Origin of the sequence: Streptomyces sp. NBC_01288 (assembly GCF_035982055.1) — a bacterium.
Lineage (GTDB): Bacteria > Actinomycetota > Actinomycetes > Streptomycetales > Streptomycetaceae > Streptomyces.
In genome coordinates this window covers 8,083,526-8,108,521 of record NZ_CP108427.1, presented here as the reverse complement: position 1 = coordinate 8,108,521, position 24,996 = coordinate 8,083,526, and the positions used below count along the sequence as shown (strand labels likewise).

The following is a 24,996-nucleotide window of genomic DNA, read 5'->3' as shown; positions in this document are numbered from 1 at the left end:
TGACACTCACAAACCGCAGCGAGGAGAGGTCCGCCGTGGGCACAGTCGTCGACGACGCCGCCTCCGAGGAGTTCCACGCCTTCTTCGAACGCCACTACGCCGAACTGTCCCGGCTCGCCCACCTGTTGACGGGTGAGGCGGACGCCGCCGACGATCTCGCGGCCGACGCGCTGCTCGCGCTCTGGCACCGCTGGGACCGGGTGCGCGCCGCCGACCATCCCGCGGCCTACGCCCGAGGGGTCGTCGCCAATCTGGCCCGAACCCGGATCCGCAGCGCGGTGCGCGAGCGGCGACGGGTCGCCCTGTTCTGGTCGCAGCGCGAGGAGACGACCGAGAACCCGGACGTGGCCGGCGTGGTCGACGTCCAAGAGGCCCTGCGCAGGCTGCCGTTCCGCAAGCGGGCCTGTGTCGTGCTGCGGCACGCGTTCGACCTGTCGGAGAAGGACACCGCGCTCGCCCTCGGTGTCTCCGTCGGTACGGTTAAGAGCCAGACGTCGAAGGGCATGGCCGAGTTGCAACGTCTGCTCGGCCCGCAGAGCCCTCCGCTGCGGATGCACGCGGCGCTGGCACGCGGCGGCGAGACCGGAGGGAGGACCCGATGAGACACCAGGACGTGCACGACGACGAGTTGATCGCCCGGCTGCACGAGGCGGCCGAGGCACACGAACCCGACCGCTCCCGCATCCTGGCCCGGCTCGAACGCGGCATGGCCGCACAGTCCCGCCCCCACCACCGGGCCACCCGGCCGCCCGTGTTCGGCTGGGTGCGGGTGGTCAGCGCCACGGCCGCAGTGGCGAGCGTCCTCGCGATCGGCGGCTACGCGGTGGCGTCCGCGGTGAAGAACAACACCCCCGCCGAGCAGACGGTGTCCGTCTCACCGACCCCGACGCCCACTCCGTCACCGGACGCGACGAGCCGTACATCGGTCAACCCGGTTGCCCCAAAACCGAGTTCCGGCTCCGACACCACGCACGGCACCCCCAAGGCGAGCACCTCCCCGACCACCCCCTCGACCGCCTCACCCTCCGCGCCCCCCGTGCTGCCGGCCGCCTCCGGCACCCAGGACGGCCCCCTCTGGTCGGACGGTTCGATCGACCCGGGCAGCAACGACTTCTGGGCACAGAGCGACGTCACCCTCAAGACGACCAAGCAACTCACCGCGCTCACGGTCCAGTTGAAGGTCAAACTGACCGCCGGAGTGACTTCCGCAGGCGCTTGGCGCTCGCTGCCCGAGCAGGACTTCACGCAGACGGTGACGGAGCAGGACGGCTTCCTGACCTACACGTGGGTACTCAAGCAGGGCCGTACGGTCGCGGTCGGGGACTGGGTCTTCGCCGGGCAGTACAACCACGCGCGCGGCGGCCGGGACGCCAAGGACGACAGCTACTCGGCGGCGGGCACGGCGGGCGGCCAACAGCTGGCTGTGAAGGGCGACTTCGCGGCGCAGAAATCCTAGGTAGAGATTTTTGGGCGGGCGGCAACCCTTTCGGTGCCGGTGGCGACAAGGAAGCGCAAGGTTCCTCTCGCACGGAGTCACACGGAGCAAGTCGCTTGAGCACGCACAAGAAGCACCTCACCCGTCGGCGCATGCTCGGGGCCTCCGCGATCGGTGTCGCCGCCACCGGCGCGGCCGTCGCGGGCGGCACCGGTCTCCTCTCGTCCGCCTCCGCCGCCGCGTTCGGGTACACCGACGTCGGCTCCAACTACGTGATCAATACGGGTGGTTCGCTCGTCCTCAAGGTCTCCAAGTCGACCGGTGACCTCACGTCCCTGGCCTACAAGGGCAAGGAGTACGAGGGCTATGGCGGCATGCACTCGCATGTCGAGTCCGGGCTCGGCACCTCCACCGTCAGCATCAAGCAGTCGGGGTCGACGATCCTGGTGAAGGTCGTGCACGGGGCGATCACCCAGTGGTACGCGGCCCGCAGCGGCGAGAACAACGTCTACCTGTGGACGAACAAGGCGGACGCCTCCTTCACCGCGACGCGTTACATCGTGCGCGTGAAGCCGGGGGTGTTCCCCAACTCCGGTTCGGACGCGTGGGATTCGACCACCGACACGATCATCGAGGCCGGTGACGTCTGGAAGCACCCGGACGGCACGACCCGCTCCAAGCACTACTCGGGCAAGCGGACCATCGACTACGACCACGTCGGCTTCACGACGGGCTCGGTCGGCCTGTACCTGGTGCGCTCCAACCACGAGAAGGCGTCCGGCGGCCCGTTCTACCGCTCGCTGCTGCGCCACTCGAACGAGGGCGGGGCGGGGCTGTACGAGATCCTGCACTACAACGAGGCCCAGACGGAGCCCGAACGCTTCGGTCTTCAGGGCCCGTTCGTGGTGGCGTTCACGGACGGCGGGACCCCCTCGTCCTCCCTCTTCGCGGCGAACCTCGACACCTCCTGGGCGGACTCGTTCGGCATCACCGGCTGGGTCGGCAAGGCGGGGCGGGGGAAGGCGGCTGGCGTCGGTCTGAAGGGGATGGACGCCAAGTACCCCTACACCGTGGGCTTTTCCAACGCGGACGCGCAGTACTGGGCGAAGGCCGCGGCCGGCACCGGTGCCTTCTCCTGCAAGGGGATGCTCCCGGGGACGTACACGCTGACCGTCTTCAAGGGTGAACTCGCCGTGCACAGCGAGTCGGTGGCGGTGACGGCGGGCAGTACGACATCTCTGCACACCCTGAGCATCACCGGTGACCCGTCCACCGCGTCGCCGGTGTGGCGGCTCGGCAACTGGGACGGTACGCCAGGAGAGTTCAAGAACGCCGAGTTGATGACGTACGCGCATCCCTCCGACGCCCGTGCGGCGAAGTGGACCGGGAACGTCACGATCGGCAGTGGCAGCGAGGCCGCATCCTTCCCGGCGTACCTGTGGAAGGGTGTCAACGACGGCATCCTCGTCTACTTCAAGCTCACCGCGGCACAGGCCGCCGCCGCGCACACGCTGCGCGTCGGTGTCACGACGGCGTACATCAACGCCCGTCCCCAAGTGACCGTGAACGACTGGGTCTCGGCCATCCCCACGCCTCCCACACAGCCCTCCACGCGCGATCTCACCACGGGTTCCTACCGCGGAAACAACCACACGTTCGTTTTCAACGTCCCTTCCAGTGCGTGGAGTTCGGACGCGACGAAGTACAACGTGTTGAAGATCAACGTCGTCAGTGGTTCGACGGGGTCGGGGTTCCTCAGCCCTGGCACGTCGTTCGACTGCATTGACCTGCTGACCTGAGCCCCCCTCGGTCAGCAGAGCGACGCCCCTGCCGGTGACGACCGGCGGGGGCGTTGTCCCTCGGGCCTCAGGGACTCGTGCGCCGTATCCGCAGGTGGCCGTCGCGGGGGAAAAAGGGCGGCGCTCCAGCCCGTCCGCGGCGAAGGTGTCGAAGGCCCAGTTGGTGAGTGCGTTCAGGGCACGCGGGGCCACTCCCCGCCCGCGTGCGTGCGCTGCGGTCCAGTAGCCCACCTCGGCCGCCGGTTTGCCCGAGGTGGCGTCGTTGAGGACCACGTCGCCCACCAACTGTCCGTGAACCGGCCCGGGTTGCGCCTCAGGTTTCACCCGACGTCGGCCGCGTCCGGCCCATGCCGCCTCGCGACCACCCCGTCATCGTGGTGTCCGGACGCTCAGAACCTGGACGGGCCCGTCGAGCACTGGAGCCAGACTCGCCTCGAACGAGAAGTTTCAGCGGCTGGACCAAGACCTTCACCGATCCTCGGCTTTGCGCGGCCGTCGTCGACCGGCTCACCTTCGGCGGCAACCCGATCCAGACCGGCAGCGACTCCTACCGCCTGGCCCTCACCCAGGCCCGGGCAGCAGCGCAGAACGCCGCCGACCGACCTCACCCGGCCGGCCGGGAGGCGATGCCGTCCTGGCCGGCTTGCGAGGGGTCCGGACGGTCTCCCGCTATTGCGGTGCGATGGCTGTGAGCCAGTCCTCGACGGCGACGACATCTGCCCACCGGGGGAACAGCTTCTCGGTGAGGAACTGGTGCACCTCGGGGTCGGTGTCGAGGCAGGCGTCCGCCAGAACGGTGAGGCCGAAGTCCAGGTCGATGGCGTGCCACAGGGTGGACAGCACTACGGCGCTGGTGGCGATGCCGGTGAGAACAAGGCTGTCGATATCGCGAGCCCTGAGTACCAGGTCGAGGTCGCTGCCCGAGAACGCGCTACCCCGCCTCTTGGTGACCACGACGTCGCCTTGCCGGGGCGCGACGTCGTGATGGATCTCGGTGCCAGGAGCCCCCTCGGTGAACAGGCCGGCCCGCACGACGTTCGCCATCGCCCTGTTGCGAGGGTTGACTTCCAGATCGCCCGGCCGTAGCGCGATCATGACGTAGATCACGGGGATACCGGCAGCCCGGGCACCGTCGATCGCCCTGCTCAGGCGCGGCACATATCCGGAACCGTCGTCGGCCATGGCCACGATATCCCGTTGGACGTCCATCACCAGAAGTGCGCTGTTCGCCATGCCTGCCGTTCCTTCTCTGTCGTGAGAGAACCTGCTTGCCCGATCGGCCGCGTTCGCGTTCATGACACCGCCCTGCCCCGCCTGCCGAATTCCCGCCCGGGAATTAAGCGATTCAACCGTATGCTTGCGGATATGGACAGTCAAGTGGCCTCTGGCGGCCGCAGGGGTCGAGGCAAGCGTGCGGGGATCAGCCTCGCCCAGATAGTCACGTCCGCACGCGCGATGGGTGCCCGGGCGGTAACGATGCAGGCGGTGGCCGACGACCTCGGGGTCGACCGGAAAGCCATCAACCACCACGTGCGAGACCTCGCCACGCTCCTGCAGTTGGCTGCACTGGACGCTTTCGCCGAAGGGTCCGACGGTTACTCGATCAGGGCGGACGCGACGTGGCAGGACGCGGTGCGTGCCTACGCACACGCTCTGGTCGAGGGCATGATCGCCGCGGCGGATTTCTCGGAACACCTACGCCCCGACGCCGCTCTGATCACGAAGTTCGTGGGACCGACCGAAGGTCTGGTCGGTCGACTGTACGACGCCGGTTTCACCGACGAGGAGACCGTTCGCACGTTGGCGATGTTGTCGAACCTGTGCGTTGCTCACGGCCGAGACGTTGTGTACGTCACGGGAGGAGGCGCGCCTCCGCGTCCCGCGATGCTGAGGGAGGGGCTGGCTGCCTTCCCGCCCGAGACACACCCCAACCTCGCGCGGCTTGCCGCAGCAGCCATCGACACATATGACCGCGCCCAACTCGATCTGAGCATCGAGACGTTCATCGCAGGCACGCAGGCCCTTCGTCCCGCACGATCGACGGGTGACCTGCGGGACGAGGAGTCTCGTTGAACGGACTGCCCGCCCAGATCGGCGCTGCTATGCCCGGAGCATGATTGATTACCCGTAGATCACCTGGGCGACCCTCATGGGCGCCGTCCCGCCCGGTGGCCGGCTGCTGTTGACGTCCGGTCGAGATTGAATACGCAGTCGGAGAGCATCCCCCCGGGCGGCTTCGGATCGCGCACAGCCGGATCGCGGACCTCGCAGGGCTGCTGGGCGCTGCCTGCCTGGTTGACCACCTGGCGGTGGCGGGCGCGGGAAGTTCGCGCCAAGGGGCGCGTCGGCCGAAATATCTGACCGGGTCCGCTTTCGGAGGGACCGTGACGGCCCTTTGAGCTCGTAACACGATCTTGTTGAAGTGGCCTGGTCGGGCGTAACCGATGTGATGATCCGGCCGCTTGCGTCGTGTGACGACTCGGCCGTGGATGGTGGACGACGACTTCTGAGCGCGGATCGAACCGCTGCTACCGCCCTGACCCGAGCGGTCACCAGGACTGAAACCGATACCAGACCGGTTGTGCCTGCAGGGCATCTTGTGCGTTTTGTGTCAGGACATCGCCTGGCAACTCCTGTCTCTAGAGCTCGGGTTCGGCTCCGGACAGACCTGTTGGCGACGCCTGGGCCGCTGACAGAAGGCCGGAGTCTTCGATCAGCCGCACCGCGTCCTGCTCGCCGAACTGCACGCGGCCGGCGAACTCGACTGGTCGCGCGCGTGCGTGGACGGCTCTCACGTACGCGCGAAAAAGGGGGCCCCGCAACCGGTCCGTCGCCGGTCGACCGGCGCAAGACAGGCAGCAAACACCACTTGATCTGCGACGGGCGCGGCACCCCGCTGCGGGTCGTCACAACTGCCGCCAACGTCAATGACATCACCCAGACCCTCAACCTGGTCGACGGCACCCCGCCCGTCGCCGGACGGCCCGGCCGCCCACGAAGGCGACCCGAGTCCGTCCTGGGCGACAAGGCGTACGACTCATGCGCTGTGCGCCGTGAACTTCGGCGCCGCCGGATCCTGCCGGTGATCTCCCGCAGGGGCGTGCCGAACATCAAGGGGCTGGGCAAGCTCCGCTACGTAGTCGAGCAAACCTTTGCCCTGCTGCACCAGTTCAAGCGCCTGGCCGTGCGGTGGGAGCGACGCCTCGACCTCCACAATGCCTTCGTCTCGCTGGGCTGCGGCCTCATCTGCCGGCGACGGCTCAAGAAGGCTGCCAGACCATGATCGCAGAAGCCCCGTGGCGGCACGTTCCCTTGTAGAGGGCGGCGAGTACGCCGGGGCACCCTCCACGCGCTCGCTCGCTACTCACCTGTCCCGTGCTCCGAATGATCCAAGGCCGGCGGCCCGTTGTAGGTGATCACCACCGGCGCGTCTGCCTCCGCCCGTGCCCGGTCCGACGCCGTCGCGATCTCCTCGTAGGTCCATTCCCTGTACAGGCGCTCCCCATGGGCATCGGTGATGTCGATGACCACGCCGGTCCACTCCTCGGCGGGCTGTTCGGGGACGAGCCCCAGCTCGTACGTAGCGTCCTGGAGGAGGGATTCGGTGACGCGTACGCCGGTGAGTCTCTCGGCCAGAGCGAGGACCGCCGCCTTCCGGTCGACATCCGGAGCGCTCTCGTCGTGCTCTCCCTCGAAGGTCAGAGGGAAGCCGACTTCCCGCAGCGGGGGGACCAGTTCATCAGGGGTGCTGCCGTCGCGCGCTGAGGGGCCCTCGAACGTCGTACGGAGCTCACCATCCTCGAACCAGTGGAAAAGGTGAATGGGCTTGCCGCCGTTGGTCGAGTGCGCCACGACCCGGCCGCCCTTCGACAGCGTCTCCACGCACCGCGCCGCGATCCCCAGGCCACCGTCGAACCCGAGGACGAGTGTCCAGTCACCGTTCTCGCCCGGAACGCTGAAGGCCCCCACGACGTAGGACTCGTCCCAGTAGTCGTCATCCACCTCGGCGCGGTGAGCGTCGCCCGCCTCGATCAGCCCGGCCGTTCCCACCGCGGTGCCGCGCGGTTCCGCCTCCATCACGCGCAGCACCTCGCGCGGGGCCCGCCCCCGTATCAGTGTCAGGGTGTATCCGCTCCCCGTCATGTGGCGGAAGACCGGCGAGGTGCGGATCCAGGCATAGTCGTGCGCAGTCACCAAGTTCATAGGCGCAGTGTGCCCGACACCTCTGACAACACCCCGTGCAAGCTGGTTCCTACATCTGGAGCTGGTCGGTCGCGCTGCCGAGTCCGCGTCAGCAACATGATCGTGATACGAACCCTTTGGCTTCGCCGGCGGCCGCCACTGGGCCGCGGTGTTGCCGCCTGTCACGTCGCGACGGCTTCTCAGGGGGTGCCCGTCCCGGCTCACCGGTGCCTTCGGGGATTTGCGCCGGCAGTAGGCATCCAGCGGATCCGTTGCCCGCGGCCTCGATGATGGCGTCCAGCACGCAGGCCATGAGGCGGGGGTGACGTTGGCGGGGGCGACGCGCTCGCCGCACGCCGGCCCCATCGCGAAGCTGGGCTTTCAGTGGTGTCGCGCCGGACGTCTCAAGGTCGTTGACCATTCGCCGTGTCGTGGACGCCTGTGCAGTGATCGGCCCGAGTCGGCAATGCGCCCGCTCTGCAGAAGTGCGCCGAGGACCCGTGCACGATGATTGACGGCCTTTCGGTTGACCCCGAGGCCGCCGGCCACCGCCTGCATAGACACCGCCGGGGCCCCATCAGGGCGCGGACGTGCCGATCCGGGCGCGGCCTGTCCCCTCACGCTTGCCCCCACCTCGACGGTTGCCCGAGGCACCTTGACTGTCCCGTTCCAGCGAGCGTACGGTCCGAGTACGTAATTCCCGCGCGGGAATAAAGCCGCGAGTGAAGGGACTGCCATGAGCGCGACGACGGAGACCCAGGACAATCGGGTCAGCAAGGAGAAGATGCTCGGGACCGCCATGCGGTGGCGGCGCTTCGGCGAACCCGTTCCCGCCGGCCAGTCCCTCAAGGAGGACGGCACGCCCGACTACGGGCTCTTCGGGCCCGGGAGCATGGTGTGGGAAGTGCTGCTGCACCCAGCGTCGATCGTCTTCGAGATCTCCGCGCAGGCTCTCATCCAGACCAACGCGTACAAGCCCATCATTGCCGGGCTGCGCGACCGCGATCCACTCTCGGTCAAGGCACGCAACGGCACCGTCACCCTCTACGACCTCTACGACCGCGGGGCTCGCAACTCCGGTATGCACGCGCCCATGTGGCTAGGCGACACCGAGACCGCCGAGCGCATGTGGAAGCACCTGCACAACATCCACAAGAAGGTCACCGGCGATGTCATCGACATCGGCAAGCCCGAGCTGGGCGGGTACGCGGCAAGCGAGGGCCGCGACGCCATGTGGGCCGCGCTCACCGAGATGCACCCGTTGCTGTGGGCGTACGAGGCCTTCGCCTTCCACGACGGCAGGCTGCCTCACCGGCTGAGCCCCGCCAAGCGGGACCAGTACATCAAAGAGGTCGGCGCCTACGCGCGCCTCGTCGGGGCGCCCGAGGAAGACATCCCGACGACCATGACCGAGATGAACGCGCTGTACGAGAAGTACGCGGACCTGTTCGCTCCCAGCACGACCACGAAGATCATGCCTGACGTCGGAAAGGACTACCTCAAGGAGGTCATGCGGGTCAGCATGACAAACTTCCACATCTCGCATCTGAGGCTGATCCCGCCGCTGCTCCTGATCAATGCCCTTCCTTCGTTCCCGATGACGGGTGCGGTGTCGGCCAAGGCCCGCCGGTCGATGGGCGTCGGCCGGGTCAAGGGGGCGCTGTCCGTGCTGGCGAGCAAGGCGTTCCTGCCGATCGCGCACCTGATGCAGCAGCCGCCGTTCGAGCGCTACGTCATCCGCCTGATGTGGGGACCCGACGCCACGAAGCTCATAGAGTCCGCTCGCGCACTCCACAAGGAGGCTCTGGCCGCGCGCGCCGATACGGCCTGACGGTCGATCGGGCGTGCCCAAGAGCCCCGCATGGTTCCTGACCGCCGCAACGTGTTGAGGGGACCCCCGGGAGATGAGCCGGTCACCGAGCCATCGTGTGGGCACGGTGGGCAGCCGCGGGACGTGACCTTGTCTTGGGGTGGTCCCGGGGGCAGGAACGGGTTCAGTGAGTCGATGGGAGCCACTCATGGACATCACCTCGCTCCACGGCGACCTTGACCGGAGCTCCGAACAGCCACTCCACATCCAGTTGTACCGGCGGCTCCGTGGGGCCGTCCTCGACGGCCGACTGCCGCCGGGGACCCGCCTGCCGGCCTCCCGCGCCCTCCAGGAGCAGCTCGGCGTCGCCCGGAACACGGTGCTCAACGCCCTCTACACAGCTTTTCGCCGAGGGCTGCATCGAAGGGTGGCAGGGCACGGGAACGTATGTGTCCCGGGTCCTGCCGGACGACTTGATGTCGCCGGCGCGGCGGCGGTCCACGGCGTGAGCGAATCCGCGCCAACGGAACGCCGGCTCCTGTCACGGCGGAGCCAACTGCTCGCGCAGTCCCCCACGATGCCGAGCGTGGAGTGGCACAAGCCGCGTCCGTTCTATCGGGGCGTCCCCGCGTACGACCGTTTCCCGATGCGGATCTGGCGGCGGCTGTGTCCGACCCCGGTCCAAGGAGGGCGTTCCTCTGTGTTCTGGGCCTACGCCAGGGGCAGTTCGGCCGGCATCACGGCGAAGACCGGGGAGTGCGGGAAAGGCTGGGTCAGCAGGACCAGCGCATGAGTTCACCCTGACGAGCCGAAGTCAGTAACGACACCTAGCTGGTCGGCGGGCGCGCCCGCTGCCTTTTCCGCTCCACCAAGTAGTGGGCCCCGACTGAGCCCAGTAGCACCAGCCCTATGAAGACCCCGGTGAAGAGCCAACTGACCGGAGTGCCTTTGGCTCTTTCCAGACTCCAGAAGACCACCGACATCACGCCCCAGCTCGCACACAGGATTGCGAGGCCCCGCCCGAGCCCGCCGGGACGCGGACGGTGCGCGGGCAGAGGGGCGACGGGCGGAGGGGCGACGGGGTCGTAGCCGACGCGCTCGTAGTGCAGTTGAGCCAGGCGCTCCAACCGCAGGAACAGTGCGAAGAACAGCGTCATCCCAGCGCCCACCAAGACCGCCTGCAAGAAACGCGTCCAGTCGGTGAATGCCCCGAAGGTCATGCCGCCCAGCGCCGCGAGTGGCACAGCCAGGACAGCCGCGGAGCGCAGCGGGCGGCTGGCGACGCGAACCGCGATGCGCGCCGGAGGCCCGTGCCTCTTGCCCATGCCGAGAGACCGATCGACTTTCAGGATCGCCGTCAGCAGCAATATCTCCGCCTTCCGCAGCACCCGCTTCATAGGTCCCCTCGCACGTCGACGATGCCAAATACACACAATGGACCATCGACAGGGCGGCAAGGTTGCCGTCGCTGCGCGATTCAGCCGCCCGCGGCCTTCGCCGCCGCCCAGTATCCGCGCGCCACCACGTACGCATGATGCCGAACCCCCCGCTGCCAGTGCAGCGGGGGGTTCGGCATGCAATATCGCCCAGGCTTCAGCGAGGGGCTCGTGGCCAAGACCGGACTCGACTTCGGACCGGCGTAACCCCAGCGCTCAAAGCTCCCCAGAGGTCGAAGTCGCGCCGGATCGTCAGACGCTTCGGCGCGACGTCCTGTGCCGTGGCCCCTCCCCCTGGTGACGTATTGGATCGTCAGTACGGGGTGGGGGTTCGGGGCAAGGCACGTCAGTCCATCGTCGCCCCGACAGTCGAGGACCCCGTCGTGAGAAACGTCGTCGACGGCAGCGTCCCGCTCGACGACCGCGCCCCGTACGCCGTAGTCGCGTCCGTCGACTTGAAAGACGGAGTAGCCACCCCGCTGTCCCAGTTGTTCGCCGCGGACACCGCCGACGAACCGAGCTTGTCCAGGCCGCCCTTGTTGCCGACGGAGAGGTTCCGAGCCAGGCGGGACTTGCTCGTGGCGAAGAAGAAGCCTGCCTCAGTGTTGGCGTAGGCGGTGTTGCGGTTGAGGATGATCGCGCCCGTGTTGGAGTTCTCGGTGAAGCCGTTGAGGGTGTTGTCCCAAGCCGCGTTGTCGTTGACGACGTGGGCGACCGAGACGCCTCCGCCGCCGAGCTTGAAGCCGTTGCCGTTGCCTTCGAAGGCGGAGTCGTTCCAGCGGTTCTTGCCGTTGCCGAAGGCCCAGGAGTGTTCGATGGTGACCGGTGAGGAGAACTGCCAGAGGTCGAGGCCGTCGTCCGAGTTGTTGTAGAGGCGGGCGCCGGTGACCTTGTTGCCGGTGCCGGAGCCGAACTTGATGGCGATGCCGTCGGCGTTCTGGCCGTGCCCGGCGGCGTCGTAGTTGCCGTAACTGTCCAGGTTCTGGACGAGGTTGTTGGTGGTGCCGTCGCCGCGCAGGGTGAAGCCTGAGTCGCCGTTGTTCGCGGTCACCAGGTTTTTGAAGATGCCGCCGATCGAGGAGGTGGCTACGAAGCCCTGTGCGGGGGAGTTCTGGAAGGTGAGGTTCTGGACCGTCCAGTAGTCGCCGTAGATACCGGCCAGCCACTGGCCCGCGGGCAGCTTGGAGCCGTCGATCTTCACCTTCTCCGTGCCGTACGCCTGCAAGGTGATGCGGGCCGAACCGGTGCCGTTCGCCGTGGACTTGAGGGTCGCGGCCGGGGTGTAGGTGCCTGCCCTGACCTGGATGACCGTGCCCGCCGTGGCGTTGGCGACGGCCGACTCCAGCTGGGCGGTGGTGGACACGGTGACCGTCGACGAAGCGGCTTGCGCGCCACCGCTGTTGAGGCCGAGGTAGACGCCGCCCGCCCCCGCGGCGACGGCCACCGCGGCGGCGATCGAGAAGGTGCGGGTCCTGCGGTGGCGTCCGGTGCTCGTACGCACGGCGTTGGTTCCTTTCCTGGATGACGAGGACGAAACGGGCCGGAGGGGCCGCCCCGGCCCGTTTCTGATCACTGGTCGCCGCCGTGGCCGGGAAGGGTTGCCGCGGGCACGGGAAAAGCACGGGGCAAGGGGCGAAACTTTCGATTCGCCTGGTCCCACCCGCACCGATTGACGCACCGCGACCTCGCTGGTGACACTCCGAAGGCACAGCTCCGCTGGAAGAGCCGCGATATGCCGTCGATCGTCTGCGGCACCATCGTGGCTGGTCGCGCAGTTCCCCGCGCCCCTCAAGGGCACTGCGCCTCACCGGCGTCAACCAGTTCCGTTCAGGCCGCAATCTGGAGCACCGCCCGTGACCCATCCCCGGTACGCCGGCTACCTCTTCGCCTACTTCACCGGCGAGGGCACCGCCGACGGCGAACAGATCCGCTACGCCCTCAGCCGGGGCAACGACCCTTTGCACTGGCGGGAGTTGAACCAGGGCAAGCCGGTACTGACGTCGACGATCGGGGAGAAGGGGCTGCGCGACCCGTTCGTGATCCGCTCCCCCAAGGGCGACAAGTTCTATCTGGTCGCCACCGACCTGCGCATGTACCGGAACAGCAGCGGGAGTTGGGACGACGTCCAGCGGCACGGCAGCAGGTCCGTGATGATCTGGGAGTCGACCGACCTGGTCCACTGGACCGACCAGCGGCTGGTGAAGGTGGCCCCGGACACCGCGGGCAACACCTGGGCGCCGGAGGCCTATTGGGACGACTCGCTCGGTGAGTACGTCGTCTTCTGGGCGTCGAAGCTGTACGCCGACGACGACCCCGGCCACACCGGCTCGACGTACAACCGCATGATGTACGCGACGACGAAGGACTTCCGCACCTTCAGCGACCCGAAGGTCTGGAACGACCCGGGTTACTCCGTCATCGACTCGACTGTCGTGAAGGACAAGGGCACTTACTACCGCTACACCAAGGACGAACGCGACCCGTCCTCCAGCTCCCCCTGCTCGAAGTTCATCACCGGCGAGAAGTCGACCTCGCTGACCTCCACGTCGTACGACTTCGTCTCGGAGTGCATCGGCAGCGGTGCGATCGAGCGCGGCGAGGGCCCGACGGTGTTCAAGTCCAACACCGAGAAGAAGTGGTACCTGTTCGTCGACGAGTACGGGCTGCGCGGCTACGTCCCCTTCGAGACCACCGACCTCGACTCCGGCGACTGGACCCCGTCCACCGACTACCAACTCCCCGCGAGTCCCCGGCACGGCACGGTACTTCCGGTGACGCAGGCGGAGTACGACCGGCTGCTTGCCGCGTATCCGGCGACGCCGACGTCGGTCGTTGACGCGACGGCGCACGGGCAGGAGGGGTACGCGGTCGTCACGGAGGCCTCGGCGAAGGTCGTGCTGCCGATGCAACCTCGCGCGGATCTGCGGCACTTGGCGCCGGCCCTCGCGATCGGCGCGGGCGCGAAGGTCAGCCCGCCCTCCGGTGCGCGACGCGACTTCCGTGAGCCGCGGTCGTACACGGTGACGGCGGCGGACGGGACGAGCCGGACCTGGACGGTGGAGGCGGTGCCGACGCGAAGTCCCGTGCTGCCGGGGCTGACCGCCGACCCGGACGTGCACTATCTCGACGGCCAGTACTGGATCTACCCGACGAGCGACGGCTACGCGGGCTGGGGCGGGACGAGCTTCAAGGCGTACTCCTCAAGGGACTTGGTCCACTGGCGGGACCACGGAGTCGTCCTCGATCTGGGGCCGGACGTCTCCTGGGCCGACAAGAACGCATGGGCGCCGGCGATCGCGGAACGCGACGGGAAGTACTACTTCTACTTCTGCGCCGAGCAGCAGATCGGGGTCGCGGTGGCGGACTCGCCCGCGGGCCCGTTCAAGGACGCGCTCGGCAAACCCCTTGTGGCGAAGGGGGGTTCACTGAGCGGGCAGATGATCGACCCGGCCGTCTTCACGGACGACGACGGGCAGTCGTATCTCTACTGGGGCAACGGGCACGCGTACGTGGTGCCGTTGAACGACGACATGACGTCGTACGACGCGACGAAGGTGGAGGACATCACGGCGGGCGACTTCCGTGAGGGGTCCTTCGTGGTGAAACGCAAAGGGACTTACTACTTCATGTGGTCCGAGGACGACACCCGCAGCGAGAACTACCACGTGGCCTACGCGACGGGACCGTCCCCGCTCGGTCCGTGGACCGAGCGGGGCACAATTCTGTCCAAGAGCCCCGAGTACGGCATCCTGGGCACCGGCCACCACTCCGTGGTGAACGCGCCGGGGACCGACGACTGGTACATCGTCTATCACCGGTTCGCCCTGAACGGGCCAGGAAAACCTGGTGGGGACGGCACGCACCGGGAGACCACGATCGACCGCCTGCGGTTCGCGGCGGACGGGACGATCCGGCCGGTGGTGCCCACCCTCGGGTCGGTCGGACCCGTGCAGATCAGCCGGTGAGGATCAGCTGACGAAGTAGGTCGGGTTCGGGATCTTGTACGTCTTGTCGGCGTAGCCCCCGTCGAGGTCCGAGTACTGGTCGCCGAAGTTGGCGATGATGTTGTACCCGAGGTCCTCGATGTGCTTCCGGGTACCGGACTTGTACTGCACGGTGGTGCAGGTCCAGGTCCCGGCGGTCGCGCAACCGCTCAGGTACGACGGCGGGTTGGCCGTGTTCTTGAGGAACATGTGGTCGGCGTCGAGGTTGACGTCGGCGCCGACCTTCTTCAGGTTGTCGACCGCGTAGGTGCGCTGCGCCTCGCCGAGACCCGAGTTGTAGAACACCGTGACGCCCTTGGACGCGGCGTACTTGACCAGCTCGGGGGTGCCGAAGACCTCCGGGCGGTTGGCCTGGGCGACGTAGGCGGCCCAAGTGGCCGAGCTGTAGCCGTAGTTGTTCTTCTTCTCGTAGTCGAGGCTGAGCAGCAGCGTGTCGTCGATGTCGAAGACGACCGCCGGCTTGGCGCCCTTGTGGTGCTTGTGGACGGCCTCGTCGATGTACTTCTTGGCCGACGCGTCGATGCGCGCCAGGTCCTTGGCGTACGGGCTGGTCGCCGAGGCCTGGTACACGCCGCTGCTGTCGAGCGTGGTGCCGTAGTAGGTGTCGATGTCCTTCGTCAACAGGCCGATGTTGTACGGCTCGTGCGTCGAGTTCGCCGTCGACTGGCCGGCGGTGGCGACGCCACTGCCGTACAGGGCGGCACCGGCGACGACACAGGCGGCGCCGAGGGCGGCCGCTCTAAGGGACTTCCGCATGGAATCTCCGGATCTGGTTCCGATGGGTGATGCACCAGGTCAGGGACTGTCTACGCGCATCACGCGCTCGACGCGAGGAGCGTTATCCGATCGATACGCAATCCATAGGGCGGGCAATTACCCGCCCATGGGCCACACTTGACCTTCCCTTGACGGGCTTCCCCTACCGTCGTGGACGCGACTGCGAACGAGGGAACGAACGACAAACGGGGCAAGGAGTTCGGCGCCTCCTGCGAGCCGTTGGCCGATCGCCTGGACGTTCACCGAAGTGAAGGGCGCGAAATCGGACAGTGCCGGTGAGCGTTGAGGACGAGGCCAGGAAGGTTGTCCATGAAATTCGTCGAGGCGGACTGGGATCCCGAGACGCCCGGTTTCCGTTTGGATGCGCACCCCTACCTGGCGGAGCTGCCGCGCCTGCGCGCCCAACTGCCCCCGGGCGCCCTGTCCTTCGCCACCGACCCCGGGCACTACGACATCGCGGGCGCCATCCGCTGTGTGAAGGATCTGGAACTGGCCGGCGTCCATCTCGCCACCGACAAGAGCGGCGGGCTGGTCCTGGAGTTCGCGCCCAACAAGTTCAAGCACGACTCCGGCCTGCGCATCAGCTATTCAGGGGTGACGCGCTTCTCCATCGACTATGAGCACTCCATCGACTGGATGCTGGTCGACACCGTGCTCCTCGACGAGATCCTGCCGGACGAGGACGGCGGGTGCGTGCACGAGATCGCGCTCACCGACGCGAGCATCACCGTGCGGTGCCAGGATCTGGAGGCGGTGTGGGAGAGCACGGACAGGTCGGGCTGACGGCGAGGACGGTGGGCCCGGTCCCATGACACCCGAACCGGGCCCACCGCACAGGTCAGTTCATCGTCGCGCCGATCGTCGTGCTCCCCGTCGTGAGGAACGTCGTGGACGGGAGCGTGCCGCTCGACGAGCGGGCGTTGTACGTCGTCGACGCGTCCGTGGAGATGAAGGACGGGGTGGAGATGCCGGAGTCCCAGTTGTTGCCGGACGAGGTGACCGCGGAGCCCTTGGTGACCGAGCCGCTGCCGTTGCCGACCGCGAGGTTCTTGCCGAGTTTGGCGGAGCTGGTGGCGAAGTAGTAGCCCCACTTGCTGTTGGCGTACGCGGTGGTGCGGTTGATGACGAGGGCGCCGGTGTTGGAGTTCTCGGTGAAGCCGTTGCCCGCGTTGCCCCAGGCCGCCGAGTTGTTGATGACGTGGGCGACGACCTCGCCGTCACCGCCCAGCTTGAAGCCGTTGCCGTCCCCCGCGAAGGACGAGTCCGACCACCGGTTGACGCCGTTGCCGAAGGACCAGGTGTGCTCGACGGTGACCGGTGTGGAGAAGGACCAGAAGTCGATCCCGTCATCGGAGTTGTTGTACAGGCGTGCGCCGGTGACGAGGTTGCCGCTGCCGGAGCCGAACTTGATGGCGACCCCGTCCGCGTTCTCGCCGTGCGTCGCGGCGTCGTAATTGCCGTACGAGTCAAGGTTCTTGACCGTGTTGTTGACGGTGCCGTCGCCGGTGAGCGTGAAGCCGGAGTCGCCGCCGTTGATGGTCTTGACGTTGTTCCAGTTGGTGCCGGTGCAGGACTGGCAGACGACCGCGCTGTCCGGGGAGTTCTGGAAGGTGAGGTTGGAGACGTTCCAGTAGTCCGCGGTCAGCTTGAAGATCCAGGACCCAGACGGCAGTGACGAACCGTCGATCTTGACCGTCTCCGAGCCGTACGCGGTGAGCGTGACCGGCGAGGACGACGTGCCGTTCGTCGTGGACTGGAGGGTGGCCGTCGGGTAGTACGTGCCGGCGCGCACCTGAATGACCGTGCCGGCGGTGGCACTTGAGATGGCGCTGGTCAGTTCGGCGGTCGTGTCGACGACGACCGTGGCGGCCTGCGCCTGGGTGGGGAGGACGGCCAGCCCGGCGCCGAACGCCAGGACTGTGCCGAGGGTGAGAGCGGTACGACGAGACATAGGAGTGCGGTCCTTTCGTCGTTCTGTCGCTGATGGGGGATCTGTTCTGTTGCGGACGGGGGGATTTCAGGGACGCCAGTCACCGAGGTAGGCCGCAGGGGTGTGCAACTTGGCCTCGATGGCCGCGAGTTGGGGCCGGTTCTCCGCGACGGTGATCACGGCACCCGGACCCGTGTTGCGGTACTCGTGGAAACGCATCGACTGCCAGGGATAGGCGTCGCGCATGTTCGTGTAGGGCGCGACCGGGTCGATGCCGGGCCCGATCCGGGTGTCCCGCACGACGAGGGACGGCCAGGCCGTCGTCTCGTACGACGGGACCCACGGCCGGGCCAGCTTGTACGCGGCGTCCTCGGCGCCGGAGGTGATCCGCGAACGGACCGCGAGGATGCCGTGCGGGTTGGCACGGGCGGTGGAGGGCGCGAAGACCATGCCCTTGGGCGTGAAGGCCACGTCCCGCTGGAGGGTGTGGAAGTGGCAGTCCGCGAAGACCGCCGTGGCCCGCCCGAAGACGAAGTCGACGTCCCCCTCGATGTAACAGCGGGAGAAGTACTGCCGGTTGAAGACCTCCAGCGCCGACGTGTCCACGAACAGCGTGTCCTGGTGGGCCAGGAGACGGACGTGCGCGAACTGCGAGCGGTCACCCGTGACATACGCGGCTACTGCCTGCGTCCCCGTGATCTCCGGGTGGTCCGCGCGCAGCCAGTCGTTGGCGAGGGTGAGGTCCCGTACGGTCAGTCCGGGCGCCGCCGACGTGAAGGTCGCGGAGCCCGCCGTTCCGTACGTGCCCGAACCGTCCGGTTTCCGCGTCCCGTTGGCGTTGTCGTAGACGATGACGACGTCCCGCGGATCGCGCGTGGCACCGCGCAGCGTCAACTCACCCGCCCCTACGGGCACGTTGACGACCTCGCGGTACGTCCCCGGGTGCACGACGATCGTCCAGCCGCCGCCGTCCACCGCGTCCACGGCCGCCTGCACCGAGTCACCCGGCCGGACGTGCAGGACACGACGACGGTCGAGCGCTGCGGCGGGCCCGGCACCGGCGGCCACCAGACCACCGGCGATCCCCGTCAAGCCCGCCAATCCGGTCAGGACTGTGCGTCTGCGCAGGGTCATCTCAGCGCCTCCGCCCCGGTGTCCAGTCGCCCAGATACGCCTCGCGGGTCGCCGACTCGGCCTGCGCGGCGGTGAGTTGGGGCCGGTTCTCCGGAACGCTGATCACGGCACCCGGACCCGTGTTCCGGTACTCGGCGAACCGCTGGCTCTGCCAGGGATAGGTGTCCGACATGTTGGTGTACGGCGCCACCGCGTCGATCCCCGCATCGAGCACCGTGTTCCGCACGGTGAGCATCGGGTGGGCGGTGGTGTCGGAGCCGGGCACCCAGGGACGGGCCAACTTGTAGTAACCGCGCGGGGCTTCACTGCTCACGCGGCTGCGGGTCACCAGGTATCCGCGCGGGTTCGCGACCGCCGTGGAGGGCGCGAAGACGAAGCCGTACGGTGCCGCCGCCAGGTCGGTGCGGTTGAGCGTCCGGAAGTCGCAGTGGTCGTAGACGGCGGTCGCCCGCCCGAAGACGAAGTCGACGTCTCCTTCGACGTAGCAGCGCGCGTAGTACTGGCGGGCGAAGACGCCGAGCGCCAACGAGTCGGCGTACAGCGTGTCTTGATGCCCCAGGAAGCGGCAGTCGAAGAACGCCGAACGGTCGCCCTGCACCTTGATCGCGACCGCCTGTGTGCCGGTGATGTCGGGGTGGTCGGCGCGCAGCCAGTCGTTGGCGAAGGTGATCCGGCGGGCCGTGAAACCGTCGGTGCGGATGGTCGTGGTGGCCGAGCCGGAGGTGCCGTAGGTGCCCGAACCATCGGGTTTCCGCGTCCCGTTGGCGTTGTCGTAGACGATGACGACGTCGCGCGGGTTCTCGCTCGCGCCGATCCAGGTCATCTCCGAGGCGGCGGTGGAGAGTTGGCCGGTCGCCGGGTCGGTGACTCCGGCGGTGACCGTCTCACGGTAGACGCCGGGCGCGATGACCAGGGTGTATCCGGCGCCGGTCGCGGCGGTGACGGCGGCCTGGACGGTGGTGAAGTCGCCCCGGCCGCGCGGGTCGACGTAAAGGGTGAGCGGGGTGAGGCGCGCGGCGGGAGAGCCGTAGCGGCCGAACGGGCGCGCCCTGCCGACGGCGAAGGCGGGTACGGCGGGCACTGCGGTGAGGCCCAGCGCGGCGCCCGCGCCGGCGCTCGCCATGAGGAATCCCCGTCTGGACAGGGGCAGTTGGAGGGAGTGGTGGTGCGAGAGCATGCGGGTGCTCCTTCGCGGTGTGGCTCGTGAGGTGGGCCCCGGTGCCGGGCCGGTCGGACGGAACCGGCCCGGTGTGTACGGGAGTTGGTCAGCGCAGGCGGCCCGCGCCCGCGCCTCGATCGACGATGAACGGCACGGCCTTCGCGGGGTCGATCTTCGTGCGCAGGGTCGGTGTCCAGCCCGCGCCGGACTGAAGGATCTCGGTCGGAACTCCCGCGTTGTGGACGGCGATCAGGTCGGTGAGGCTGCCGTTGACGTAGTTGTCGTCGGCGGTGAGCGGCGCCTCGGACCACTTCTTGAGGACGGTCGCCTCGGAGATGCCGGCGGGGACCGTGAACGCGTTGTGTTCCGCGACGAGTTGGGACTCCAGGCCGATGCCGTAGCTGTAGCCGTAGCCCGGCTCGGCGACGAAGTGGTTGTTGTACGAGTCGACTTGGCCGAAGCGGACGCGGGGTGCGCGCTCGACCAGGTCGGAGAACAGGTTGTGATGGAGCGTCACCTTCAGGTGGCCCCGGTCGACGGCGGCCGTCGAGGCGCTGTCGCTGTTGCCGATGAGGATCGTCTTGTCGTGATCGGTGAAGACGTTCCAGGAGGCGGTGACGTAGTCGGCGCCCTTGACGACGTCGAGTTCGCCGTCGTGCTGCTCGAAGATCCGCCCGTAGTAGGTGGGCAGCGAACTGTCCGGATGGGCGCCGTCGGTGAACGTGTTGTGGTCCAACCACACATGCGTGGAGCCGTAGATGACGGCGCTGTCGTACTCGGAGTTCCAGTTGCCGGTGTCGCCGTCGGTCGGGTCCCACTGCGGGAAGCAGTCCAGCGGGCTCTCGAAGGCGAGGTTCCGGACGATGACGTTGTCGACGGCCTTGATCTGGAGGCTGGCGCCCTTGAAGCCGGCGTTCCGGCCGATACCGACGATGGTGGTGTTCGCGGGGATGAACGCCTTGATGGCGGTGTCCTGGTTGGCGGCGGAAACGCGGCGCAGGCCCTCGGGGCTGTCGGCGGGTTCGTTGTCGAGGTTCTGGTCGTAGCCCCAGACGGCGGGGTCGTAGGTGGCGAGGTACTGGGCGAAGTCGTAGCCGGGCGCGGCGAAGGAGTCGCAGCCCTCGGCGTTCGCGTCGATCACACCCTGCACTCTGATGATCTTCGGCGCGGTGCCGCCGGCGGCCAACGCGGCCTTGAAATCAGCCCAGTTGGAGACGGTGTAGACCTGATCGGGGGTGGCGGCCGCGCCACCGCTGGTGCCGGTGCCGTAGGAGGCCCAGCCGTCACCGGCGCCGAGGGTCTGCCGGTCGAGGGGGCGCGGATGGGCCTGGGCCGTGGTCGTGGTGACGGCGAGGGCCAGGGCGGTGCAGCCCACCAGCGTTGCTATGACACGTCCATGACATTTCTGTGTGCGCATCGTGCGGGTCTCCTTGCCTACACGTCCGAGGCGTCGCTCGCCTCGGGCCAGGTGATCCAGGACGTCGGAATGTCCTCGTGCAGCCGGACGACGTCACGCGGCGCGAGCACCCGGGTGCGCGGCAACTCCCGCGCCACGAGCCGCGCCACGGCGATCGCACCGGGCGGATTGAAGTGCGTGTTGTCCTGCTCGGTGTCGGTCCAGTTGAAGTAGACCTTCGTCTCCTCCACCCCGAGCCGCTGCCACAACGCGAGCGACAACGCCTCGATGTCGAGCAGCGCGACCCGCTCCTCCTGCGCGAGCGCACGCATCGCCGCCGGGTAATCCCCGTGCGTCGGCAGCGCGTTGCCGTCCACGTCGAACCGGCGGCGCTCGACGGGGGTGGCGAGCAGCGGCCGGGCGCCACGGCTTCGGGCCCCGTCGATGTACATCCGCAGATAGTCCTGGTAAGTCGTCCAGGGCTCGGTGTAGCGGGTGGGATCGGCGGTCTTCTCGTCGTTGTGCGCGAACTGGACGAGGAGGAGGTCGCCGGGCCTGATGGCGGCGAGGATTGCGTCCAGCCGCCCCTCATCGACGAAACTCTTCGAACTCCGGCCGTTTACGGCCTGGTTGGCGACCTCTACTTCCCTCCGCAGGAAGAAGGGGAGCGCCATTCCCCACCCGGTTTCCGGAGTTTCGGTGGAGTACTTCTGGGCGGCGGTGGAATCACCGGCGATGTAGAGCGTACGGTCCTTTCGCCTACCAGGGCGAAGAGGAACAGCGGCAAGCGCCGCAAGAGTGACCTGCCTACGACTTAAGGACACAGGGGTGCCTTTCAACGCAGCTGAGGTGCATGCCTTTTAGGGGCGCGGGGAACTGCGCGACCAGCCACAACGGGCCGGCAGTCCCCCACAACCGAAACCACCCGAGCTCAGGGCTCAGTGGTTCTGCTTCCAATCAGCCTGAGCCTTGTTCAACTGGTCAGCCAACGTGTCCAGAAACTCCTTCGCCGTCACCTTCCCCAGCAACAACTTCTGGAAGTTCGGCTCGTTGTCCGCCTTGGAGATCGTGTTCCAGTCCGGCAGGTAATACGGCAGCTGCACAATCTTCGTGGAGGCCCCGTTCAACGCCGCCGCAGCCAACTCCGTGGGCTCGGACTTCTGAATCCAAGTCGCGCTCGCCGCATCCGTGTTGGCCGGCACCTGCCCGGCAGACTCGTTGTACTTGGAGTTCTCCGCCGCGGACACCGCGAACTCGATGAACTTCCACGCCGCGTCCTTGTTCTTGCTGGACTTGAACAGACTCAGCCCGTCAACGGGGTTGGATATCTGCACCCGCGTACCGTCGTCCAGCGTCGGATTGGGAATGCCCTTGAACTTGTCCGCGCCCAGAGCCTTCAGATGGTCCTGGTACGACCCGAGGTTATGACTCAGCATCCCGATCGTCCCGCTGTCCCACTGCGCGACCATCTTCGTGAAGTCGTTGTTGAGGTCGGCGGACGGAGTGTCCTTCTTGAACAGCCCGACGTATTTCGCCAATGCGGCAACATTCTTGGGGTCGTTGACCGTCGTCTTGTCCCCGTTCCAGAACGAGGTGATCCCGGTCTGTCCGTACACCGCGTCCAAGGCCGGCGCGATGGACCCCTCACCACCCCGAATGGTGAACCCGAACTTGTTCTTCGCCTTGTCGGTGAGTTTGTCCGCGGCGGCGTAGAACTTCGACCAGGTCGTCGGCGCGTCCAACCCCGCCGCCTTGAACAGATCGGTGCGATACCACAAGGTCCCGTTGTTCGCGGAGGTAGGAATCTGATAGAGCGTGTCCCGGCCCCCCGCGCTCTTGCTCACATCAAGCAGGTTCTGGCTCAACTTCCCGTTCAGAGAACTCGACTTGAGCCGGCTGTCCAACGGCTCCAACGCCCCCTGCACCGCGACCTCCGCGAGCACCGCGGTCCCCACACCGCCGACGTCGGGCAGGCCCCCGCCCTGGATCGCGGTGTCGTACTTGGACTGGGCGCTCGCGGCCGGTATCCCGACGTACTTGACCTTGATGTCGGGGTTCTTCTTCTCGAAGTCCGCGATGATCTGCTTCCAGATGTCGGTGCGGACACCGCCGTTGTTGTCCCAGAAGGTGATCGTGCCCTTGCCGGACCCCTCGTCGCCCTTGTCCCCCGCGGCACCGCTGCCGTCGTCGCCGCACGCGGTGGCGGTCAGCGCGAGCACGGAGCCCAGGGCGACGGCCACGGCGGCACGCCTGCTTCTGCGGATGCTGGTCTTCATAGAGCGGCTCTCTTCTTGTGGATACGACGGTGTGGTGGCCTCGCGGGCGGTGGGCAAGCGCTTGCCACGGAGGTGCGTCATTGCGACTCCCAACAGGCGTACGGGCAGGGCGAGTTAACGGAGCGACTGAGCAGGACGAGTTACTGGAGAGAACTGATCCGGAACCGCGTGAAACCGGCCGCGCCGGAATGTCCCGTGCCGACGGGCGCGAGCGCGAAGAGCCCGAGCAGGGCGCCGACCCAGCGCCAGGGGGTGGCGGCGAAGACCTGGCCGCTCGGCCGCGGCCCGTCCCCGACGTCGTAGAAGAAACGGCACCGCGCGCCCGCGCCGATCTCGATGCGGAGCCGGACGCGGCCCTCGGGGGCGGGGCACGGCTCCCCCGCGTCGCGTTCGCGCTCGGCGACGGGCTCGGCGAAGCGGTGGACGAACATCGCGCTGCCGTCCGTGCCCCGCTCCAGCCCGATCCAGCTGTACGCGTCGCCGAGCACGGCGAGTCCGGCGCGTGCACCCAACTCCTCGCTCTGCAGGTGTAGTTCGACCTCGACGGCGACGGGGGTACCGGGCAGGCGTTGGGTGAGGAGGTTCGGGAGCCTGCACAGGTCGTGCGTGTCGGACGTGCGGGCGCAGGTCAGGCGTAGGCCGTCGCCGGAGTGGTGGGTGGCCCAGCCGTCCTGCGGGTTCGCCGTCCACTGCCACTGGCGGCCGTACCGTCCGCCGGGGAAGTCGTCGTCGGTGGCGGGCGCGGCGGGCTGCTGCGGCGGGAGGTCCGGTTTCCGGTGTAGGGCTACGGGGGCGCCGTTGTCGCCGATGACCGGCCAGCCCTCGTCGTCCCAGCGCATCGGCTGGAGGTGGACCAACCGGCCGTAGGCGCCCCGCTGTTGGAAGTGCAGGAACCAGTCCTCGCCGGATGACGTGCTCACCCATGCGCCCTGGTGGGGGCCGTTGATGTCGGTGTCCCCTTGTTCCAGGACGACCTTCTCCTCGTACGGGCCGAAGAAGCCGCGTGAGCGGAGCGCGCCCTGCCAGCCGGTCTCGACTCCCCCTGCGGGGGCGAGGATCCAGAACCAGCCGTCGTGCTGGTGGAGTTTGGGGCCCTCCAGGGTGAACCAGCCGGGGATGCGGTCCGCGTCGACGATGACCTTGCCGTCGTCGAGCAGGGTCGTGCCGTCGGGGTGCATGCGGTGGCCGGTGAGGCGGTTCTTGATGCCCGCGCGGGACTTGGCCCAGGCGTGGACGAGGTAGGCCTCGTCGGTGTCGTCGTCCCACAGGGGGCACGGGTCGATCAGGCCCTTGCCCTCCTTGAGGAGGTGCGGGCGGGTCCAAGGGCCGCGTATCTCGGGGGCGTTGACCTGGAAGATGCCCTGGTCGGGGTCGCCCCAGAAGATCCAGAAGCGTTCGTCGTGGTATCTCAACGCCGGTGCCCACACGCCGCAGTCGTGCCGCGGGACCCTGAACTCCCTTGCCGGTTCGAGGCGTTGGAGGGCGTGGCCGATCAGGGTCCAGTTGACCAGGTCACGGGAGTGCAACAGGGGCAGGCCCGGTACGCGGCCGAAGCTGGACGCGGTGAGGTAGAAGTCGTCGCCGACGCGGATGGCGTCCGGGTCGGACCAGTCGGCGTTCAGGACGGGGTTCGTGTACGTCTCGTGCGCCACTGGCCG

20 protein-coding genes and 3 pseudogenes are annotated in these 24,996 nt (G+C 67.8%); 10 read left to right on the top strand and 13 right to left on the bottom strand.

All coding sequences use genetic code 11. From position 1 onward, the window contains the following. Positions 1-35: 35 nt before the first annotated feature. From OG194_RS36430 to OG194_RS36420, 3 genes are all read left to right on the top strand, one after another. Complete coding sequence (locus OG194_RS36430; RefSeq protein WP_327405003.1) at positions 36-602, top strand: SigE family RNA polymerase sigma factor; 567 nt, start codon at positions 36-38, stop codon at positions 600-602. Further along, positions 599-1,456: a hypothetical protein gene (locus OG194_RS36425; protein ID WP_327405002.1), complete on the top strand. Its 858-nt coding sequence runs from the start codon at positions 599-601 to the stop codon at positions 1,454-1,456. The genes OG194_RS36430 and OG194_RS36425 overlap by 4 nt, the downstream gene beginning before the upstream one ends. A 95-nt stretch (positions 1,457-1,551) precedes the next feature. Then, positions 1,552-3,234: a rhamnogalacturonan lyase B N-terminal domain-containing protein gene (locus OG194_RS36420; RefSeq protein WP_327405001.1), complete on the top strand. Its 1,683-nt coding sequence runs from the start codon at positions 1,552-1,554 to the stop codon at positions 3,232-3,234. Between the two features lie 186 nt (positions 3,235-3,420). Here the strand turns inward: OG194_RS36420 and OG194_RS47755 are convergent. Then, positions 3,421-3,465, bottom strand: a pseudogene (locus OG194_RS47755) (GNAT family N-acetyltransferase); the annotation flags it as partial. Between the two features lie 212 nt (positions 3,466-3,677). Here OG194_RS47755 and OG194_RS36410 point away from each other — a divergent pair. Beyond that, positions 3,678-3,827 (top strand): annotated as a pseudogene (locus OG194_RS36410) (ATP-binding protein); the annotation flags it as partial. A gap of 76 nt (positions 3,828-3,903) precedes the next feature. Here the strand turns inward: OG194_RS36410 and OG194_RS36405 are convergent. After that, entirely contained in the window at positions 3,904-4,467 is a 564-nt protein-coding gene (locus OG194_RS36405) for a cysteine hydrolase family protein (protein ID WP_327405000.1), read from the bottom strand. A 132-nt stretch (positions 4,468-4,599) separates the two neighbouring features. On the opposite strand from OG194_RS36405, the gene OG194_RS36400 reads away from it, so the two are divergent. Continuing rightward, positions 4,600-5,307, top strand: coding sequence for a TetR/AcrR family transcriptional regulator C-terminal domain-containing protein (locus tag OG194_RS36400; protein WP_327404999.1), 708 nt, complete (start codon positions 4,600-4,602; stop codon positions 5,305-5,307). A gap of 443 nt (positions 5,308-5,750) precedes the next feature. Then, positions 5,751-6,517: pseudogene (locus OG194_RS36395) on the top strand (IS5 family transposase). Between the two features lie 77 nt (positions 6,518-6,594). On the opposite strand, the gene OG194_RS36390 reads toward OG194_RS36395, so the two are convergent. Then, positions 6,595-7,437, bottom strand: coding sequence for a DUF6461 domain-containing protein (locus tag OG194_RS36390; RefSeq protein WP_327404998.1), 843 nt, complete (start codon positions 7,435-7,437; stop codon positions 6,595-6,597). Positions 7,438-8,152: 715 nt separating this feature from the next. Between OG194_RS36390 and OG194_RS36385 the strand changes: the two genes are divergently transcribed. Next, complete coding sequence (locus tag OG194_RS36385) at positions 8,153-9,247, top strand: oxygenase MpaB family protein (protein WP_327404997.1); 1,095 nt, start codon at positions 8,153-8,155, stop codon at positions 9,245-9,247. Positions 9,248-9,434: 187 nt separating this feature from the next. Next, positions 9,435-10,019 carry a GntR family transcriptional regulator gene (locus tag OG194_RS36380; RefSeq protein WP_327404996.1) on the top strand — a complete coding sequence of 195 codons (585 nt, stop codon included), beginning with the start codon at positions 9,435-9,437 and terminating at the stop codon, positions 10,017-10,019. 34 nt (positions 10,020-10,053) lie between these two features. Here the strand turns inward: OG194_RS36380 and OG194_RS36375 are convergent, their stop codons facing one another. Then, positions 10,054-10,623, bottom strand: coding sequence for a hypothetical protein (locus OG194_RS36375; protein ID WP_327404995.1), 570 nt, complete (start codon positions 10,621-10,623; stop codon positions 10,054-10,056). 385 nt (positions 10,624-11,008) lie between these two features. Beyond that, complete coding sequence (locus tag OG194_RS36370; protein WP_327404994.1) at positions 11,009-12,163, bottom strand: right-handed parallel beta-helix repeat-containing protein; 1,155 nt, start codon at positions 12,161-12,163, stop codon at positions 11,009-11,011. A 352-nt stretch (positions 12,164-12,515) separates the two neighbouring features. On the opposite strand from OG194_RS36370, the gene OG194_RS36365 reads away from it, so the two are divergent. Next, positions 12,516-14,627: a family 43 glycosylhydrolase gene (locus tag OG194_RS36365; protein WP_442811683.1), complete on the top strand. Its 2,112-nt coding sequence runs from the start codon at positions 12,516-12,518 to the stop codon at positions 14,625-14,627. A 3-nt stretch (positions 14,628-14,630) separates the two neighbouring features. Here the strand turns inward: OG194_RS36365 and OG194_RS36360 are convergent, their stop codons facing one another. Further along, positions 14,631-15,422: an HAD family acid phosphatase gene (locus tag OG194_RS36360; RefSeq protein ID WP_327404993.1), complete on the bottom strand. Its 792-nt coding sequence runs from the start codon at positions 15,420-15,422 to the stop codon at positions 14,631-14,633. A gap of 330 nt (positions 15,423-15,752) precedes the next feature. On the opposite strand from OG194_RS36360, the gene OG194_RS36355 reads away from it, so the two are divergent. Further along, positions 15,753-16,226 carry a hypothetical protein gene (locus OG194_RS36355; RefSeq protein ID WP_327404992.1) on the top strand — a complete coding sequence of 158 codons (474 nt, stop codon included), beginning with the start codon at positions 15,753-15,755 and terminating at the stop codon, positions 16,224-16,226. Positions 16,227-16,281: 55 nt separating this feature from the next. Here OG194_RS36355 and OG194_RS36350 read toward each other — a convergent pair whose 3' ends face one another. The 7 genes from OG194_RS36350 to OG194_RS36320 all read right to left on the bottom strand — a co-directional run bounded on the left by OG194_RS36350 (position 16,282) and on the right by OG194_RS36320 (position 24,990). Continuing rightward, the gene (locus OG194_RS36350; RefSeq protein ID WP_327404991.1) at positions 16,282-17,394 is read right to left on the bottom strand and encodes a right-handed parallel beta-helix repeat-containing protein; all 1,113 of its coding nucleotides are present in this window, start codon (positions 17,392-17,394) and stop codon (positions 16,282-16,284) included. Positions 17,395-17,460: 66 nt separating this feature from the next. Beyond that, positions 17,461-18,507 (bottom strand): pectinesterase family protein, encoded by a 1,047-nt coding sequence (locus tag OG194_RS36345; protein ID WP_442811682.1) that lies wholly within the window; start codon positions 18,505-18,507, stop codon positions 17,461-17,463. Between the two features lies 1 nt (position 18,508). Continuing rightward, a complete protein-coding gene (locus OG194_RS36340) occupies positions 18,509-19,684 on the bottom strand; it encodes a pectinesterase family protein (RefSeq protein ID WP_327404990.1) in 1,176 nt (391 codons plus the stop codon). Between the two features lie 88 nt (positions 19,685-19,772). Then, a complete protein-coding gene (locus OG194_RS36335) occupies positions 19,773-21,083 on the bottom strand; it encodes a pectate lyase family protein (protein ID WP_327404989.1) in 1,311 nt (436 codons plus the stop codon). 17 nt (positions 21,084-21,100) lie between these two features. Next, positions 21,101-21,886: a rhamnogalacturonan acetylesterase gene (locus OG194_RS36330; RefSeq protein ID WP_327404988.1), complete on the bottom strand. Its 786-nt coding sequence runs from the start codon at positions 21,884-21,886 to the stop codon at positions 21,101-21,103. 114 nt (positions 21,887-22,000) lie between these two features. Next, the gene (locus OG194_RS36325) at positions 22,001-23,338 is read right to left on the bottom strand and encodes an ABC transporter substrate-binding protein (RefSeq protein WP_327404987.1); all 1,338 of its coding nucleotides are present in this window, start codon (positions 23,336-23,338) and stop codon (positions 22,001-22,003) included. A 140-nt stretch (positions 23,339-23,478) separates the two neighbouring features. Continuing rightward, a complete protein-coding gene (locus tag OG194_RS36320; RefSeq protein ID WP_327407332.1) occupies positions 23,479-24,990 on the bottom strand; it encodes a glycoside hydrolase family 43 protein in 1,512 nt (503 codons plus the stop codon). Between the last annotated feature and the right edge of the window lie 6 nt (positions 24,991-24,996).

Coding starts and splice junctions, on each gene's coding strand:
- OG194_RS36325 (WP_327404987.1), bottom strand. CDS start 23,338: ATGAAGACCAGCATCCGCAGAAGCAGGCGTGCCGCCGTGGCCGTCGCC.
- OG194_RS36355 (WP_327404992.1), top strand. CDS start 15,753: ATGAAATTCGTCGAGGCGGACTGGGATCCCGAGACGCCCGGTTTCCGT.
- OG194_RS36405 (WP_327405000.1), bottom strand. CDS start 4,467: ATGGCGAACAGCGCACTTCTGGTGATGGACGTCCAACGGGATATCGTG.
- OG194_RS36375 (WP_327404995.1), bottom strand. CDS start 10,623: ATGAAGCGGGTGCTGCGGAAGGCGGAGATATTGCTGCTGACGGCGATC.
- OG194_RS36335 (WP_327404989.1), bottom strand. CDS start 21,083: ATGCGCACACAGAAATGTCATGGACGTGTCATAGCAACGCTGGTGGGC.
- OG194_RS36385 (WP_327404997.1), top strand. CDS start 8,153: ATGAGCGCGACGACGGAGACCCAGGACAATCGGGTCAGCAAGGAGAAG.
- OG194_RS36340 (WP_327404990.1), bottom strand. CDS start 19,684: ATGCTCTCGCACCACCACTCCCTCCAACTGCCCCTGTCCAGACGGGGA.
- OG194_RS36345 (WP_442811682.1), bottom strand. CDS start 18,507: ATGACCCTGCGCAGACGCACAGTCCTGACCGGATTGGCGGGCTTGACG.
- OG194_RS36390 (WP_327404998.1), bottom strand. CDS start 7,437: ATGAACTTGGTGACTGCGCACGACTATGCCTGGATCCGCACCTCGCCG.
- OG194_RS36400 (WP_327404999.1), top strand. CDS start 4,600: ATGGACAGTCAAGTGGCCTCTGGCGGCCGCAGGGGTCGAGGCAAGCGT.
- OG194_RS36360 (WP_327404993.1), bottom strand. CDS start 15,422: ATGCGGAAGTCCCTTAGAGCGGCCGCCCTCGGCGCCGCCTGTGTCGTC.
- OG194_RS36380 (WP_327404996.1), top strand. CDS start 9,435: ATGGACATCACCTCGCTCCACGGCGACCTTGACCGGAGCTCCGAACAG.
- OG194_RS36350 (WP_327404991.1), bottom strand. CDS start 17,394: ATGTCTCGTCGTACCGCTCTCACCCTCGGCACAGTCCTGGCGTTCGGC.
- OG194_RS36425 (WP_327405002.1), top strand. CDS start 599: ATGAGACACCAGGACGTGCACGACGACGAGTTGATCGCCCGGCTGCAC.